General features: G+C 38.2%; 11 protein-coding genes. 8 read left to right on the plus strand and 3 right to left on the minus strand.

Features of this window, described 5'->3' with window-relative positions; all coding sequences use genetic code 11:
- Nucleotide 1: 1 nt before the first annotated feature.
- From mtgA to BQ5338_RS07850, 3 genes are all read right to left on the minus strand, one after another.
- Complete coding sequence (mtgA, locus tag BQ5338_RS07840; protein WP_071146260.1) at nucleotides 2-703, minus strand: monofunctional biosynthetic peptidoglycan transglycosylase; 702 nt, start codon at nucleotides 701-703, stop codon at nucleotides 2-4.
- Between the two features lie 146 nt (nucleotides 704-849).
- Nucleotides 850-1,524, minus strand: a complete 675-nt coding sequence (locus tag BQ5338_RS07845) for an OmpA family protein (RefSeq protein WP_071146261.1) — start codon at nucleotides 1,522-1,524, stop codon at nucleotides 850-852.
- Nucleotides 1,525-1,659: 135 nt separating this feature from the next.
- The gene (locus tag BQ5338_RS07850; protein WP_071146262.1) at nucleotides 1,660-3,015 is read right to left on the minus strand and encodes an MATE family efflux transporter; all 1,356 of its coding nucleotides are present in this window, start codon (nucleotides 3,013-3,015) and stop codon (nucleotides 1,660-1,662) included.
- Between the two features lie 208 nt (nucleotides 3,016-3,223).
- Here BQ5338_RS07850 and BQ5338_RS07855 point away from each other — a divergent pair, with 208 nt between their 5' ends.
- The 8 genes from BQ5338_RS07855 to BQ5338_RS07890 all read left to right on the plus strand — a co-directional run bounded on the left by BQ5338_RS07855 (nucleotide 3,224) and on the right by BQ5338_RS07890 (nucleotide 18,730).
- Nucleotides 3,224-4,126: a TIM barrel protein gene (locus BQ5338_RS07855; protein ID WP_235816393.1), complete on the plus strand. Its 903-nt coding sequence runs from the start codon at nucleotides 3,224-3,226 to the stop codon at nucleotides 4,124-4,126.
- Between the two features lie 46 nt (nucleotides 4,127-4,172).
- Nucleotides 4,173-5,663, plus strand: coding sequence for a DUF4992 family lipoprotein (locus tag BQ5338_RS07860; RefSeq protein WP_071146264.1), 1,491 nt, complete (start codon nucleotides 4,173-4,175; stop codon nucleotides 5,661-5,663).
- 32 nt (nucleotides 5,664-5,695) lie between these two features.
- Complete coding sequence (locus BQ5338_RS07865) at nucleotides 5,696-9,076, plus strand: SusC/RagA family TonB-linked outer membrane protein (RefSeq protein WP_071146265.1); 3,381 nt, start codon at nucleotides 5,696-5,698, stop codon at nucleotides 9,074-9,076.
- A 12-nt stretch (nucleotides 9,077-9,088) separates the two neighbouring features.
- Nucleotides 9,089-11,269 (plus strand): RagB/SusD family nutrient uptake outer membrane protein, encoded by a 2,181-nt coding sequence (locus tag BQ5338_RS07870; RefSeq protein WP_071146266.1) that lies wholly within the window; start codon nucleotides 9,089-9,091, stop codon nucleotides 11,267-11,269.
- Nucleotides 11,270-11,553: 284 nt separating this feature from the next.
- Entirely contained in the window at nucleotides 11,554-13,242 is a 1,689-nt protein-coding gene (locus BQ5338_RS07875; RefSeq protein ID WP_071146267.1) for a polysaccharide lyase, read from the plus strand.
- Nucleotides 13,243-13,246: 4 nt separating this feature from the next.
- Nucleotides 13,247-13,927 (plus strand): DUF3826 domain-containing protein, encoded by a 681-nt coding sequence (locus BQ5338_RS07880; protein ID WP_078063430.1) that lies wholly within the window; start codon nucleotides 13,247-13,249, stop codon nucleotides 13,925-13,927.
- Between the two features lie 522 nt (nucleotides 13,928-14,449).
- Nucleotides 14,450-15,379 (plus strand): glycoside hydrolase family 43 protein, encoded by a 930-nt coding sequence (locus tag BQ5338_RS07885; protein WP_071146268.1) that lies wholly within the window; start codon nucleotides 14,450-14,452, stop codon nucleotides 15,377-15,379.
- Between the two features lie 21 nt (nucleotides 15,380-15,400).
- Nucleotides 15,401-18,730: an MGH1-like glycoside hydrolase domain-containing protein gene (locus BQ5338_RS07890; RefSeq protein ID WP_071146269.1), complete on the plus strand. Its 3,330-nt coding sequence runs from the start codon at nucleotides 15,401-15,403 to the stop codon at nucleotides 18,728-18,730.
- The last annotated feature ends 8 nt before the right edge of the window (nucleotides 18,731-18,738 follow it).

An 18,738-nucleotide genomic window follows, 5' to 3' on the forward strand; every position in this document is an offset into this window, starting at 1 on the left:
ATTATTGTTTCCCCTTTTCTTTCTCAGGGAAAGGGGGAAGCATTCGCATCAAACGTAGTATTTGTTGTTGTCTTCGTTTAATATATGGCGAGGGTCGAGAAGAATCAAAACGTATAGGATTGGGCAATGTTGCAGCTATTAATGCACATTGCCCTTTATTTAGTTTAGAGGCTTGCGTGCCGAATTTATATTGGGCTGTTGCTTCAACTCCATAAAGGCCTTTTCCCATTTCAATAGAATTTAAATACACTTCCATTATGCGCTCTTTAGACCATGCTAGTTCAATCAGAGCCGTAAAATACACTTCAAACCCTTTTCTGAGCCATGACGATTGTGGCCAAAGGAATACGTTTTTTGCAGTTTGTTGACTGATCGTACTAGCTCCACGCTTCTTCTTCCTTTTTTCATTTTCTTTTATTGCTTTTTTTATTTCAACCATGTCAAAGCCATTGTGTGTTGGGAAGCGATTATCTTCAGAAGCAATTACAGCCATTGGCATGTAGGGGGACATCTCTTCGAACGATATCCATTCATGTTTCCATATAGGTTTAGTGCCATCAAAAAGTTGTTGTATACATCTGATAGGCATCAAGGGGGTGGCATAAACAGGTATATAGCGGTAGGCCACTACTGCAAAGATGGTAGAAAGAAAGAAAAAGATAATTAAATTACGGATACTGCGGAGTATTTTTTTTACGATCATAGTAGCGGTTTTGCTTTTGGATGTGATTGACAAAAAAACAGATTTCACAAATTACAAAGTCCAGTTTTTTTGTGGTCGAAGTAATCTGTGAAATCTTTGTTTTGTATTCAGCTAAGTAGTGAAAGAGTAAAGCTTCTCTAAATAGGTTACTTTCCTGCTTCAGCGTTTTTAATCATTTGCTGGCTGGCATACATGTAGATTTCTACACGACGGTTTTGCTCAGCACTAACAGCTTCGTTATATTGAGCGTATCCTACACCTTCTACAGATTTGAATTGAGAACTAGATACACCGGCTAGTTGAAGGTAATTACCGACTGCTTGTGCACGTTTGGTCGAAACAGTTTGATTAGCTTCATAGGTACCAACTTTATCGGTATGGCCAATGATTGCAATATCTAATGTTGGGTCAGCTCTTAAAATTCCGGCAAATTCGCTCAATGATTTTTTAGATGTAGCGCTCAAGGTAGAGGAGTTGAAACCAAAAAGGATACCTGATTCGAAAGTAACTTTCACAGCAGCTAGTCCATTGGAATCAGTAATTTTCTCTACATTTGCACCATCGATTGCAGCAGCAGCAGCAGCATTCTTGTCCATTTTACGGCCGATTACTGCACCAGCTGTTCCACCAACAGCGGTACCTATAGCTGCACCAATCAAGGCACCTTTTCCTTTACCTGCTATCCCACCGATTATCGCTCCTAATGCCGCGCCTGAACCTGCGCCAATAGCGCCTCCCTTTACAGTGTTACTTGTAGTACTACAACTTCCAAATATTAAGGAAGCACTTAAAAATAATGCTAAAAATTTGATCTTTTTCATAATCAGTTGTCTACGGTTTATTTTTAATGATTTCTTTTATTAAACAATACAAAGATACGAATAGTTTGTATATTGCAAATATTAATTTTGTCTAAATAGAAAATGTTAGATTGTAATTGCTTGGCACACAAAGAATTATATACTTTTTTTGAAATCAAGTTTTAGAGCTTTCTTTTTTATGATTGCAAACCAAAGGGCTAAAACGATTCCTTTAGCGATACTCGTAGAACTAATTGCCCACCATATACCTTCAATTCCCATACCCATTTGGGCAAAAAGAATAGCCAATGGTATTCTTATATAATTGAATATAATGCTTATTACAGCAGGAGGTACTGTGCGCCCAATGCCATAGAATACTCCTTGAGTGGTAATTTCTAACATCATGAAGAGTTGAGAATAGCCTGATATTCTTAGATATTCTCCTCCTGAGAGGTATGCCTTTTGTTCGGGAACGAATATCGAAAAGATCTCACTACCAAAGAAAACGAATAAAAGCGTGCAGAGAGTACCAAAAATGAAAGTCATCCATAGAGTTGTATGCCAAGCTTTGATTACTCGCGTGGTATATCCTGCGGCATAATTTTGTGCAATGAATGCCCCTAAAGCGGTAGAGAATCCTTGTGATGTATTCCATGTGATTGCTTCAATTTGCCCACCTGTGGTGAGTGTCATTAATCCTATATGTCCGCCCACTTCGGATGCCGTCCGACAAAGGAACATATTGACAAATGCAAATAAAACGTTAAATCCGGCTACCGGTGCACCTAACTTTAGAATGCGATAAGCGTATTTTTTGCGTAGTTTGGTGAAAAAAGGAAACCCTCCAAGGAGAACATCTCTCTTGCGCAACTGATATACGAATAAAACAAATACAATGGCCTGTGAAATCCAAGTAGCATAAGCCGCTCCATTTGTGCCTAAATCAAAACCGAAAATAAAAAGTGGGTCTAGAAGGATATTAAGAATCAGTCCGGTTCCGCTAATAAAAAATGGAACTTTGCTTCTCCCTGCTGCATTGTATATTCCGATAAATGCGGCTGATATAAAAACAAAAGGCAAGCTTGTTGAAACAATTCGGAGATAAGAAATAGCATTTTCTGTAATATGCTCTTCTAGAGCATATATATTAATGATTGGTCTTGCTAAGAAAAAAAGTATTCCTCCCCAAATAATGGAAATAATGAGCGCGATTGAAATGTTATGTGAAGCGAAACATCTTGCATCTTCCATATTCTCGGCGCCAATAGACTGGGCTACACTGACTTCAGAACCAACCTTATTGAGTAGGGATATAGATACCGACATCCACATCAATATTGCTACTGATCCTATAGCTGCAACAGATTCACTCCCTAATCTTCCTACCCATGCCATATCCGTTAGGCTATATGCCATTTGGATGAATGCTGTAGCCATAATTGGCATTGCCAGATTAAATAATTGACTACGAATGGGACCTTGTGTTAGCTTTTTAACTCCGATGTTCATATAAAGTTATCCTAATAATGTATTACTTTTGCGGCCCAATTGCGGAAATTATGGCAATGTTATAAGAGCGTGCAAATGTAGCTAAATTATGCGGCATAACCATTTATTCTTTTTTTTATAAGTTTTTCACCTTTAGTGATTACATAATTAATCATGCATCGTCTTTATGTATAAGGCTCTAAAAAAACAATAAACGAATTTGGCTATTATGCTTTCTAAATGCACTTTATTATTAATGCTTTACCTCTCTTCTACGTTTTCTTTGGAAGTAGAAGCAAATACGCTCAAGAACGAGAAGGATGGGCAACGATATAAAATAGCAGTGTGCGATTGGATGATAATGAAGCGTCAAAAGATAGGTTCATTTGAACTAGTCAATGAGCTAAAAGGTGATGGTGTAGAGATGGATATGGGAGGACTTGGTAAGAGAGATTCTTTTGATAACAAGTTGCGTCAACCATCTTTTCAAAAGTTGTTTAGAGAAAAGTCTAAAGAATACAATGTAAGTGTCTCTTCAGTTGCTATGTCAGGTTTTTATGGGCAATCCTTTGTCGCTCGTCCTAATTACAAGGATTTGGTTAAAGATTGCCTCAATACAATGAAAGTGATGGATGTTAAAGTTGCATTTTTACCTTTAGGTGTGCAATGTGATTTGAATAAGTATCCTGAGATACGCCAAGAATTGGTTTATCGTTTAAAAATAGTTGGCGATATGGCTTTAAAAGAGGGCCGAATAATTGGGGTTGAAACCTCGCTTGATGCGAAGGGTGAAGTTGCGTTGCTGAAAGACATTAATTCAAAAGGAATAAAGATCTATTATAAATTTCAAAACTCACTGGAAGCCGGTCGTAATCTGTGTGATGAACTTAGAATTCTAGGCAAAGATAATATATGCCAGATTCATTGTACAGATACTGACGGTACTTTGTTAGCCGATAATAAGAGATTGGACATGAATAAGGTTAAGCGAACTCTTGACGATATGGGATGGAGTGGTTGGTTAGTCGTGGAGCGTTCGCGAGATGCGAACAATGTTCATGATGTGAAAGCTAATTATGGAGGTAATATATCTTATTTGAAAAGTATTTTTCAAAAGAAAGATAGAATTTAACGTTATAAATATAATTTGTTTCAATTTAAAATTTAATCTATGAATTATGAAGAGTAAATTTAAGAATCTTGGTAGTCTTTGTTGCCTATCGATGTTTCTCTTTGTTATTTCTTGTGCCGATGGCATTAATGATAACGAAAGATTTTCGGGAGGCGTAAGTAATGCTCAATTGGAATCACCGAAAATTGATGATACTTGTTTTGCAACATTAGCTAATGACGATGGATCGGAGAGTGTGAAAGTTACTTGGCCTATAGTCTATGGTGCTGGTGGCTATTTATTTAATCTAAATATAGTGGATGATCCTTCTAATCCTATTGTACTCGTTAAGGATAGTCTTGTAGACGGATGCTCTGCCATCTTTCATAAACGGGCAGATACAAAGTATGAGGTCAGTGTTAAAGCATTGGGCAATGTGAAATTGAATAATAAAGAGGCTGCGTCTGCAACTGTATTTGCTTATTCTACGTTGGTTCCTGCTATAACGATTCCAGAAGGAGAGGATATTGCTGAATATATTATGGCAAATATCCAGCCGAGTGATAAAGAACAAGGTTTTGAACTTATTGGAGGTAAAACTTATACGTTAAATAGTCTTGTTGACTTTGATTTGAATACAGTTACATTCCGTGGTGATAAAACTAATAGAGCAACTGTTGTTGTTGGCCCCGATGGAGGATTGATGACTCAAGGCGGGCTAAAAGTTAAGTTTATTAATTTTGACTGTACAGAGATGCTTCAGACGGGAGTACTAACATTAAGTGCTAATCCTTCTGAGACTATATCTACTTTTGCATTGGGTTATAAAAACGATGGTGCAAATCAAGATGGTTTTGTGATTGAAAATCCTGTTATCTTTCAGGAATGCAATTTTAAAAACGTGAAGAACAGTTTCCTTTATGGAAATGGGAAAAACTGGAGCTTACGCGATTTTCGAATTACTGAATGTATTGTTCAACTTGATAACTCTGGATCTAATCCTGTAATTAATCTACAAGGATCAAGTAATGGCTTGATTAAGAATCTGACAATAAAAAACAGCACTTTTTATAACTTAAGTGATAATAGTTCTGCTTATTTTATTCGTTATGGTAACTCAAGTAATGCTCAGCCAAAGAAGATTTTTGGAGACTCGGGTAATTCTTCTGTTTTTGATATATTCAATAACACATTCAGTAAAACAATGAACGGCAAGGATTTTGCAAATAACCTTGCAAACACTAATACGCTAGTGTTTAATGTTCATCATAATATTTTCTACGATACATATCGCTTGAATAAGCTATTATCTTCTCAGGGCAAAAGATATACAAAGGGTAATACAATTTTTGGCGTCCTGAAATCAGTTGATTCCAGTGATACGGGTAAAAATGATTCTAGTGGGAATCCTTATGCTATTCTTGAAGATCCGGAATTCTCAGGCCCTATAGACCTTGCGTTTGATTTGAGCCGATCTGAAGGTGGTGTGAATTTCAAGCCTGCTGCTACAGTAGCTAATGATTATAAGAGTGGAGACCCTCGCTGGTATGGAGAATAATTATATGAACTACAAATTTTAATGCTATAATAATGAAATATAATAATAGTATAATCAAAATGTGTTTGGGCATTTTTCTGGTTTTTGTTCTGACTCTGTCTGCCCATGCCCAGAAGACCCAAACCTATAAAGGGGTTGTTCTCGATGAAGCGGAACAGCCAATAATAGGTGCTGCTGTAAAAGTAGTAGGTACGACTATAGGAGTGATTACTGATTTTGATGGTAAATTTTCGTTGTCAGTGCCTGAAGGAAAAATAGTTGAAGTCACTTTTGTAGGATATGTTCCACAAAAAATCTCCGATTTTAAAAAGGCAACTATTATACTCAAAGAAGATGCACAATTGCTTGATGAAGTTATTGTCGTTGGTTATGGAACTCAAAAAAAGGCTCATTTAACTGGAGCAATTTCTACTGTGTCGATGAATGATATCCAGGATCTTTCAGGTGGTGGTTTGGCCTCTTCGTTGAGTGGTATGGTTAATGGTTTGAGTGTTAGTGGTGGTCAATCTCGCCCGGGTGAAAATGCCCGTATTTATATTCGTGACACTAAGTCTTTAGGAGATGTGAATAGTGATTCTCAAGAACCTTTGTATGTAATTGATGGATATATTTATCCCAATGATATGAAAGTTGGTAATTCATCGGAAAATTTAGGAGCTGCTGCTTTTAATAACCTAGATCCTTCGGTCATCGAGAGCATTTCCGTTTTGAAGGATGCTGCTGCTGCTGTATACGGAGCCCGTGCTGCAAATGGTGTTATTCTTGTAACAACAAAAAAAGGGCAGTTGGGCGCACCTCAAGTTTCTTATAATGCAACTTTGGGTATTGCTGACGAAGTTTCACGTACCAAAATGTTAAGTGCATATAACTATGGGAGATTGTATAATGCAGTAGCTCTTGCCGATCCGACCCTTACTTCAAACCATACTACTGATTTGTTTCAAACAGATGAGTTGGAAGCAATGAAGGGACTTAATTATGATTTGCTCGATAAATATTGGAAAACCGCTTTCACCATGAAACACAGTGTCAACATCAGTGGAGCTACGGAGAAAGCTAGTTATTTTGCGGATATTTCTTATTTTACCCAGGATGGTAACTTGGGTAGATTAGACTATAATCGTTGGAATTTTCGTTCAGGTGTAGATGTGAAGGTTAGTAAATGGTTGAGAGCCAACTTAACTGTTTCCGGTGATTATGGAAAGAAGAACACACCAAATGTAAAGGTGGGTGGTACCAGCGATGAAAAAGATTATAATCTATTACTTACTCGCCCCTATTATATTCCGGAAGAAATAAATGGAAAACCGATTACTGCTTATGGAGTAAGTAATAAAGAAGTCGATGGGAATCAGAATTATTCATATTCAGTTCTTCAAAATTCAGGAGACTATAGTCGTAATATGACTTCAAACATGAGTGTCAATGGTAGTCTGGAATATGATTTTGGTTGGAATAATCTATTGAAAGGTTTGAAAATGAGGTTTTCGTATTCAAAGAGTATTAACTCAGATAAGAACAATCAATATGGTTCTGAATATAACATCTATCATTTGGCTGACCGTTCAGGAAGTGGCTCTCACTTATATACTCCGGTATCAGGTCAAGACTATGATAGCATCATCTCTGAAGATAATTTTAGTAGTTCTACGATCTCTAATGGCTCTCCCTCTTATCTGTCTCGTAACACGAGTCGTACGGACAATTATCAGATGAATTTCACCGCTTCTTATGCTCGTGATTTCGGTCAACATCATATAGGCGGATTATTTTCAATTGAGAAATCAGAAGCAGAAAGTGAGTACTTATACGGTTATGTATCTGATCCTTATACATTTACTACCGGTCAGTCTAATTCTGCAGAGGCTAATACAGAATCTACTACATTTACTCGTTCCGAATCAGGGACTATGTCTTATATCGGACGTTTAAATTATGCTTATGCTGATAAATATTTGTTTGAAGCCTTGCTTCGTTCCGATTCATCAACCAAATTTGCTCCAGAAAACTATTGGGGAATGTTTCCTTCCGCTTCTATCGGCTGGATTATTTCACAAGAAAGCTGGATGAAGAAAGTAAGCTGGGTGGATTATTTAAAGGTACGTGCTTCATTTGGTTTGACGGGTCGTGACAATACATATGCATGGCAATGGATGCAGGTGTATGCTCAAGATGCCAACAAAGGTCCAATGTTTGGGACGAATACTGGTAATGGTACTGAAAATCGTATCACCATCAATAAAACCAATTCAGCTGTAAATCGTGATGTACATTGGGATAAATCATATAAAGCAAATTTTGGTATTGATTTGAATACATTAAATAATCGTTTATCCTTTAATGTTGATGGATATTATACAATGAACCGTGAAATGTTGATGAATATTTCGCAGTCTATTCCCGGTATAGTTGGAACTCAATCGGCGGCACTTAACGTGGGCGAGATGGATAACTATGGCGTTGAATTTTCTGCGACATGGAGAGATAAGATTGGAAAGGACTTTAAATACAAGATAGGCATTAACACTGGCTATACAGATAATAAGGTACTTAATATGGACTGGGATACTCAATATCTTTATCGCCAGATTACTAAAGGACATCGTTCAGATGTTGGGACATGGGGTATGCAATGTGTTGGTATGTTCCGTAGTTTTCAGGATATTGAAGAGTATTTTACCAAGAACAATATTACCTCTTACATGGGGCGAACAAAGGACCAAGTGCGTCCCGGTATGTTGATGTATAAAGATGTACGCGGCGCTCAACAGGCAAATGGATCATATGCAGGGCCAGATGGTATTGTTGATAAAGACAATGATCAGGTTCAGTTGTCTAACCGTTCTAATCCTTATGCATTTACTACTAATTTGAGTGCAGAGTGGAAAGGTATTTCTTTAACAGCGCAGATTAGTGCTAGTTGGGGAGGTTACAGTATGATTCCGTCGGCAGCCTTAAAACCAGGTAGTAGTAGTAGTAGTAGTAGTAGTACTGATACTGATAATAATAATAGTAAGATTGGTTTGGAATACACAAATATGCCTTCTTTTTGGGATCCAGACAATATGTTTGTGTATAATGATATTTACGATGGCTCTGGTAATTTAGTGATGGCTGCTAATCGCGATGCTAACTTACCTAATTTGAGATATTCTAGTGTTAATAGTGTTGCATCTACTTTTTGGAGAGTGAGTGGCACTCGTGTTCAGTTGAATCGTCTGACTTTAGCTTATGCAATACCTTCCAGGTATATTAAGTTACTAGGTATTCAGAGTTGCCGTTTCAATGTTACGGGTCAAAATCTGTTGAGCTTTTATAATCCGTATCCTGATAATTTTATGGATCCGATGAATAGTTATGGAAGTTATCCTACTCTAAGAAAATTGACTATTGGTGTTAATCTTACATTTTAAACGAAGTTGACAATGAAAAGAAATAATATAAAATTGCTTAGTAAAGCTTTGATTTCAGTTCTTGCTTTATCTTCATGCAGCGATAGCTTTCTTGGTGATAAAAAGAATTATGATAATGTGAATGTTGGGATCTATGATTATTATACAGGCGCTAATGCCCGCGTATCTGATGTGTATTCTTGGTCGTTGCCTGATCCTAACTCAGATGCAAATTGGAAATACAATTGCACAGGAAATGCTGATGACCAATCAAAATCTACAGAAGAATATAGTGGATTCGGAGCATTTGTAGACCCTCAGGCTGAAATGACTGTAATGGGTGGAACTAAAGTGGTGGATTATTTTCACAATCAGGCTAATAATATTCAAGCTTCTGTTTGGGGACGCATTCGTAACATCAACGATGTAATTCAAGGTATTAGCGATGGCTCGCTGTCGCAAGAGGATAAGAATAAACTGTTAGGGCAAGTTTATTTTTTCCGTGCTTGGTGTTATTATAATTTAGTAAAATGGTATGGCGGTGTGCCTATTGTTAAAGATGTATTGGAACCGGTTGAGTCTTCAGCTGTTCCTCGTTCTTCGGCAAAGGCTTGCATTGAGTTTATTTGCGAAGATCTGGATAAATCTGCTGAAATGTTGACTGCTGCAACCACGAGTAATGGTTGGACGTCAGAAGATTGGGGACGTGTTACTTCCGGCACGGCTCTTGCACTGAAAGGACGTGTATTGCTACTTTGGGCAAGCCCTATGTTCAATAGATCGAATGACGTAGAACGTTGGAATACAGTTTACGAAGAAATTAAAAAATCAATTCCAATTATTAATTCATGTGGTTACAAATTATATCAAACCACTAGCAATATTAATGGTTCCGATTTTGCCGGAATATTTTCTACTGTTAACAATCCTGAAGCAGTCTTTGTTACGCTCTTTAACACGGTACAGTCAGGAGATGGAATGAAGAATAACAGTTGGGAACGTGGAATTCGTCCGAAAAATGCGACAGGTAGTGGTAAGGAGGCTTCTGCTATGTTAGTTGATATGTTCCCGATGGCAGATGGAAAGAAACCGGCACTTGCCAGTACTTATACGAAATTGGAAGGCTCAAGTTATACATACGATGAGAATTATCCTTTCATGAATCGTGATCCGCGTTTCTATCGTACGTTTGCTTTTCCAGGTGTACGTTGGGCCTATTCTGGTGACCCTACAGCTGCAAATGCTGATAATCCTTCTTACGGTGGTGGTCAGAATTATGAACTATGGAACTATGTGTGGTATACCAATGCTGACGATCAAACTGATTCAGAAAGTGGCAAGTCTTATGGTGCTGACAATCTGCTGTTAAACAAAAAAGGACTTTATGTACGTAAGCGTTCCGATGATCGTGATGTAAATGCTAATCCGCTATACACTTGGGCTGCTAGCGATAATAATGGTGGATTTGCATACTCAGCAGCTCCTTATATTGAAATTCGTTATGCAGAGGTGTTGTTGAATTATGCTGAAGCAGCTTGTGGCGCTGGACACATGGATGAAGCTGTTGCACAATTACAAGCAATACGTGCTCGTGCAGGTTATACTTCAGTTGATAATTATGGTTTGCAATTGAACTTATCATCTGATCAGGCAGCTTGTATGTCGGCAGTTCTTTATGAACGTCAGATAGAGTTGGCTTATGAAGGGAAGCGTTTTGATGACCTTCGTCGGTGGATGTTGTTTGATGGCGGAACCGGTAAAGCCGATGGAGCTCCTTCAACATGGACTCTAACTGGTTGGGGAGGAAATACCTGCACCTATTTAGGATTTAATCCAATGAACGGTCAACGTCGTGAAAATATGGAATTCCGTGTACAAGATTCTTATGGGTTAGGCAATACCACTATGGCTTCAGACCCTTTAGTTAATGCAAGTGTTGTTCGCCCCGCTGCTGTTGATTATCGTAAAGAATTGACAACTCAGTTAGAACAATTGAGAGAATTTTATGCAACTAAATTAGTTCGCAAGTTAAAGAAGGGGGACGCTCGTGATCTGAATCATATTAATTTGACTATGATGTTTTTCCCTAAGTATTATTTCTTAGGATTTGCTCAAGGAGCACAGAGTAGTAATAAAGATTTGGGACAAACTATTGGTTGGGAAGATTACAATCAAGCCGGTACTAATGGAACATTTGATCCATTGGCCGAGTAATCTCTGTTCTAATGTTCTTATGATTCTATAAAATTCTCTTTTTAGAGTTAACATATTATTAGTATATTTACGGGACGAGAGTCTGTGTGTGGTACTATTGATATTAGTGGGTTGGGATACTATATAAGTAACCCAATCCACTTTTTATTAAAGGTCTTCTTTCATCAGAATCTTTGAATTTTGATTTTTTTATAAAAAAGATCCCTTTCACCGATTACAAATGCCTAAAAAATTAGTCTAATTAGTAAAGCCGAACTAAGAAACTCAATACAATTCAAGACAATATGAAGAGAAAATGGATTTTAGTGATTTGTGCCGCAGCTTTGATGGCACCAATTTCCGTAGTTAAAGCGCAGTACCCCAAAGAACCTAAAGAGGTTCAGGAAGCTGTGAAAAAAATGATGAATGAAGAATACAAGCTGTCTGACGAAGCTTGGGCAAAGGCTCTGCCCCAAGTAGAAAAAGAAGCTAAAGAAGGTAAACCATATATTCCTTGGGCAGCTAGGCCAACAGACCTTCCTCAGGCAAAGGTTCCTTCTTTCCCCGGAGCAGAAGGAGGTGGCATGTACAGCTTTGGTGGTCGTGGCGGAAAAGTGATCACGGTAACTAACCTAAATGATCGTGGACCAGGCTCACTTCGTGAAGCTTGTGAAACTGGTGGAGCGCGCATTGTGGTATTTAATGTGGCGGGTGTGATTCGCATCAAAACTCCAATTATTGTTCGTGCACCTTATATTACTATTGCCGGACAAACGGCACCTGGTGATGGAGTTTGTCTTGCTGGTGAATCTTTTTGGGTAAACACACACGATGTGGTTGTTCGCCATATGCGTTTCCGTAGAGGAGAAACCAATGTTGGACGTCGTGACGACTCATTTGGAGGAAATCCGGTTGGTAACATTATGATAGACCATTGCTCATGTACATGGGGGTTGGATGAAAATATCTCTTTTTACCGTCACATGTTTAGCCCGGGAGAGGGTTACAAGGATCTGAAACTTCCAACAGTGAATGTGACTATTCAGAATACGATCTCTGCAAAAGCTCTTGATACATACAATCATGCATTTGGTAGCACGCTTGGTGGCGAAAACTGTTCTTTTATGCGTAACCTTTGGGCAAGTAATGCCGGACGTAATCCTTCTATCGGATGGAACGGAGTATTTAATTTTGTGAATAATGTAACCTACAATTGGGTGCACCGCTCTGTTGATGGTGGCGACTATACTGCACTTTATAATATCATAAATAATTATTATAAACCGGGACCCCTCACTCCGAAAAATACTCCTGTGGGACATCGTATATTGAAACCGGAATCAGGACGTAGTAAACTAGGCTATTATGTTTTTGGTAGAGTGTATTGCAATGGTAATATTATGGAAGGTTACGATGCCATCAGTAAAGATAACTGGGCTGGTGGAGTACAAGTACAAGAACAGCCTAATACGGATGGCTATACTGAAAACATGAGATGGAACGAGCCTTTCCCAATGCCTTCATTAACCATCATGCCAGCTAAGGATGCTTATAAATTTGTGATAAAGAATGCGGGTGCAACGATTCCTAGCCGTGATATTGTTGATCAACGCATTATTGAGGAAGTTGAGACAGGAAAAGCTTACTATAAGGAAGGTTTAGATCCAAACTCTTTCTATCAATTTGAACATCGTCGTTTACCAAACGATTCTTATAAGAAAGGTGTCATTACAGAAATCGTGCAAATGGGCGGGTATCCTGAATATAAAGGTACTCCTTATGTTGATACTGATAAAGATGGTATGCCTGATGCTTGGGAAAAAGCGAATGGCTTGAATCCGAATGATCCTTCTGATGCAATTAAAGATTGTACAGGTGATGGATACACTAATATAGAAAAATATATTAATGGAATTAGCACAAAGAAGAAAGTTGACTGGACAAATCTCAAGAACAACGATGATACTTTGGCTAAAAAAGGAAAATTAATGTAAGCTTATGAATAGGATTTATTTAAAAGGACTACCATTGTTCTTCTGTTTTCTGATTCTTACAGCTACTTCAGCTTTTGCGGTAGATTTGGATAAGCAAAATAGAGATCCAAAATATGTGGAGACAATTGTTGGTCGCTCTCAGAAGATAGTAGATAAGCTTAATCTTTCAGACAAGAAAGTGGCGGAAGATGTATGTAATGTGATTGCTAATCGCTATTTTGAACTGAATGACATCTACGAGAAACGTGATGCTAAAGTAAAACAGATAAAAGAATCAGGTGTAACGAGTACTGCTAAAAAGGATGCTCTAAGTGCAGCCGAATTTGAAAAAGACGCTGCTCTGTATCGTTCTCATTTTGCTTTTCCGGCTAATCTATCTCTTCTTTTAGATGAGAAGCAGATTGAGGCAGTGAAAGATGGTTTGACTTATGGAGTTGTGATGGTGACTTACGGTGCAACACTAGATATGATACCTTCTTTGAAAGAAGAAGAAAAAGCACAAATTCTAGCTTGGCTAGTTGAAGCTCGTGAGTTTGCTATGGACGCAGAGTCTTCAGGCAAAAAACATGAAGCTTTCGGCAAATACAAAGGTAGAATCAATAATTATCTCTCGAAGAGAGGGTATGACTTGGTCAAAGAACGTGAGCAATGGTACAAAAGGATTAAAGAAAAGGAATCCAAATAAGAAGCGATTATTTACAATATAGTCTTGATGGGAATGCGATTCAATAAAATGATTGCATTCCCATTTTTTTATGAATAATGAGAGTTATTACAGCGTTTTATTTTAATGCTTTGTAAATGTTTGAGAAAATCGAGCAAAACCCTTCTACAGGCGTTGTGAGAGGGGGTTGGTGAATTAACTAGATCAGCGTGGTGAATTAACTACTTCACCACGCTGATCTAGTTAATTCACCACGCTGATCTAGTTAAAACAGTTTTGATCCTATGTAATACCCCGTTAATGTTGACTATTTTCTTTTTTTTATTCTATGGTGGGCTGAACGTTTTGATCTAATACTCTAGCTTCGGTTGGCTATGATTTAAAAATAAGCCTTTTATTTTTAAATCATAGCCAAATGACTTTAGTTGCTCAAGGCTACAGTTAAAGAGAAATTGTAGTAAGTGATTGCAATGCGAATGAGTACATAAACCCCTTAAATCCGTCCTTTTTAAATAAAGAATTAATAGAAACTGTCGATAAAGCATGAATAAATATTTTAATCTTCTGGTTGTTTTCTGCCTCTTCTGTATCATGACATCTTGTCAAAAAGAAAAGGAGTATTACGTATTCACTTCTTTTCATGAGCCTGCTAATGAAGGCTTACGCTATCTTTATAGTGAGGACGGCATTCACTGGGATAGTATTTCGGGAACTTGGCTAAAACCGGAAATAGGGAAACAACAATTGATGAGAGATCCCTCCATGGTTCGTACTCCTGATGGCACTTTCCATCTGGTGTGGACCACTAGCTGGAAAGGTGATTTAGGCTTCGGATATGCTTCTTCAAAAGATTTGATACACTGGTCGGAACAAAAGATGATTCCTGTTATGGAACATGAACCTACTACGGTAAACGTTTGGGCACCGGAGATTTTTTATGATGATGAAAAGGAACAATTTATGGTCGTATGGGCCTCATGTGTTCCAGGTCGTTTTGCTCGTGGTATCGAAGAAGAAGATAATAATCACAGGTTATATTACATCACGACAAAAGATTTTAAAACAATTTCGGAAGCTAAGGTTTTGTATGACCCGGGCTTTAGCAGTATTGATGCTACTATCGTGAAGCGTGCATCAAAAGATTACGTAATGGTGCTAAAAGACAATACTCGGCCTAACCGTGATCTGAAGATAGCTTTTGCTTCTTCTCCTTATGGCCCTTATTCTCCTGCTTCTAAAGCCTTCACTCAACCATTTGTAGAAGGTCCTACTGTCGAAAAGGTTGGTGAGGATTATCTGATTTACTTCGATGTATATAAAAAGAAGATTTATGGAGCGGTGAAGACACGAGATTTTATTAATTTTACCAACGAGACAAAAGTTGTGAAGGTGCCAGAGGGACATAAACATGGAACGATTTGTAAAGTTCCTAAATTTGTTATTGAGAACCTTATTAAAAATCAAAAGAAATAACTCTTACCTATACTACAAGCCATGAAAAAATTAAGTAAATATCTCACTGCACTTACATTTGCTAGCTTTTTATCTACCTATTCTTTTGCGCAAGATAAAATTCATTATACAGGAACAGAACTCTCGAACCCTACATATCATGACGGTCAACTATCTCCGATTGTAGGAGTGCATAATATTCAAGTAATGCGAGCTAACCGTCAATTACCGGATGCTTCAAACGGAAACGGATGGACCTATAACCATCAACCTATGTTGGCATACTGGAATGGACAATTCTATATGCAGTATTTGTCTGATCCTGCTGATGAACATGTTCCACCATCGCAAACTTTTCTGACTACCTCTAAAGATGGCTACCATTGGACTAATCCAGCAATACTTTTTCCTACCTATAAAGTACCTGATGGATATACAAAACCGGGACGTACAGATGTATCTAAGAACTTGATCGCCATTATGCATCAACGCGTAGGCTTTTATGTTTCGAAGTCGGGTAGACTAATAACTATGGCCAATTATGGAGTGGCTTTGGACAAAAAGGACGACCCAAATGACGGTAATGGAATAGGGCGTGTAATACGAGAGATAAAGAAAGATGGAACATACGGACCAATTTACTTTATTTATTACAACCATGGTTTTAATGAGAAGAATACAGATTATTCTTATTTCAAGAAGAGCAAGGATAAAAGTTTTGTAAAGGCTTGTCAGGAGATTCTTGATAATCCCCTTTATCGTATGCAATGGGTAGAAGAGGCCGATAGAAATGATCCGATCATCCCTCTAAATAAAGAATATAAAGCATTTAATTATTATACATTGCCTGATGGTAAAATAGCTTGTTTGTGGAAACACGCTTTGACTTCAATTAGTGAAGATGGTGGCAATACATGGGCAGAACCTGTATTACGTGCTAAGGGCTTTGTGAACAGCAACGCTAAGATATGGGGACAACGATTGAGTGACGGTACGTATGCCACCGTTTATAATCCTTCCGAATTTCGTTGGCCGCTTGCCATTTCTTTGAGTGCAGATGGATTGGAATATACAACCTTGAATCTCGTTAATGGTGAAGTTCCTCCAATGAGGTATGGTGGTAATTATAAATCTTATGGGCCTCAATATGTACGTGGCATACAAGAGGGTAATGGCAAACCAGCAGATGGAAATCTTTGGGTAGCTTATAGTGTGAACAAAGAAGATATGTGGGCTGCTCGTATTCCTGTTCCTGTCCGTACAAAGGCTACGGCACATGCCAACGATGATTTTTCGGCATATTCGGATTTGTCTCAACTAACCGATTGGAACATTTATTCTCCACTTTGGGCACCAGTTTCTTTAGAAAAGGAAGAGGGTGTATCATGGCTTACATTAAGAGATAAAGATCCATTTGATTATGCTAAAATAGAAAGGAAAATACCGGCGACGAAGATGCTAACAGTTTCGTTTGATTTGTTGGCCGGGCAAAATGATAAAGGTACATTGCAGATTGAGTTCTTAGATGAAAATGGAATTGCATGTTCTCGTCTGGATTTGACGAATGACGGACTGTTTCGTGCCAAAGGTGGATCTCGATTTGGTAACATGATGAAATATGAAGCAGGAAAGAAATACCATGTTGAAGCGATTTTATCTGTAGCCGATAGAAATATTTCTGTATTTGTAGATGGCAAAAAGGTTGGTTTGCGTATGTTTTATGCTCCGGTAGCTTCAATAGAACGGATTGTGTTTAGAACCGGAGTACAACGGGACTTTCCTACGCCAGATACTCCTGCTGATCAGGATTATGACTTGCCGAATGCAGGATCTGAGGAACCAATGGCTTTCTATCGAATAGCTAATGTAAAGACATCATCTGCAGATACTGATGCTACGGCTACTTTTCTGAAGTATGCAGACTTTAGCCATTATGTTTCCTATTTTAATAATATGGAAGACGAAAACATTGCTCAAGCTATTCCTAATGCAAAAGCATCAGAATGGATGGAGAAAAACATCCCATTGTTCGAATGTCCGCAAAAGAACTTTGAAGAAATGTATTATTTTCGTTTTTGGAGTTTGCGCAAGCATATTAAGAATACGCCTGTCGGCTATGGTATGACAGAGTTTTTGGTTGATCGCAAGTATGCTGATAAATATAATCTTATAGCTTGTGCCATTGGCCATCATATCAATGAAAGTCGTTGGCTTCGAGATTATACTTATCTGGACCAGATTATTCACACGTGGTATCGTGGAAACGAAGGTGGTGCGATGGCGAAGATGAATAAGTTTAGTTCATGGAATGCGGATGCTATTTACAATCGTTATCTGGTAGATGGTAACAAGGCATTTTTGATTGATATGCTCAATGATTTAGACACTGAATATAAACGTTGGGAAAGTACCAATCGTTTGAAAAGTGGCCTTTACTGGCAGGGTGACGTGCAGGATGGCATGGAAGAATCTATTAGTGGAGGGCGCCGAAAGAAATATGCGCGTCCTACAATAAATAGTTATATGTATGGCAATGCTAAAGCTCTTTCTACTATTGGCTTGTTGGCCGGAAATGAGAATGTTGCGATGAAGTATGCTTTGAAGGCTGATACACTTAAAGATCTTGTAGAAAATAAGTTGTGGAACACTACGCATCATTTCTTTGAGACGCTGCGTACGGACTCATCAGCAAATGTGCGTGAAGCAATTGGATATCTTCCTTGGTACTTTAATTTGCCGGCAAAAGGTCAGTATGATGATGCATGGAAAGAGGTAATGGATGAAAAAGGTTTTTCTGCGCCTTATGGATTAACCACAGCTGAACGTCGCCATCCGGAATTTCGTACACACGGAGTCGGTAAATGCGAGTGGGATGGAGCTATCTGGCCGTTTGCCTCCGCTCAGACACTCACAGCAATGGCTAATTTTATGAATAATTATCCTCAGACAATTCTTTCGGATAGTGTGTATTTTCACCAAATGGAATTGTATGTAGAATCTCAATATCATCGTGGTCGCCCTTATGTAGGAGAATATCTTGACGAGGTAACAGGTTATTGGTTAAAAGGAGATCAGGAACGTTCACGTTACTATAATCACTCCACATTCAATGATTTGATCATTACGGGAGTGGTTGGCTTGCGTCCGCGTGTAGATAATACTATTGAGGTTAATCCGCTTATACCTGAAGGCAAATGGAACTGGTTCTGTCTTGATAACGTGTTGTATCATGGTCACAATGTTTCAATTATTTGGGATAAAGATGGGAGTCGTTATCATTCAGGAAAAGGACTGCGTGTCTTTGTTAATGGAAAACTAGTAGGACATACCGATAAACTTGAAAGATTGATCTGTAAGGATGCACTTAAGTAAGAATCGCT

The organism is Bacteroides ihuae (assembly GCF_900104585.1).
GTDB classification, from domain to species: domain Bacteria; phylum Bacteroidota; class Bacteroidia; order Bacteroidales; family Bacteroidaceae; genus Bacteroides; species Bacteroides ihuae.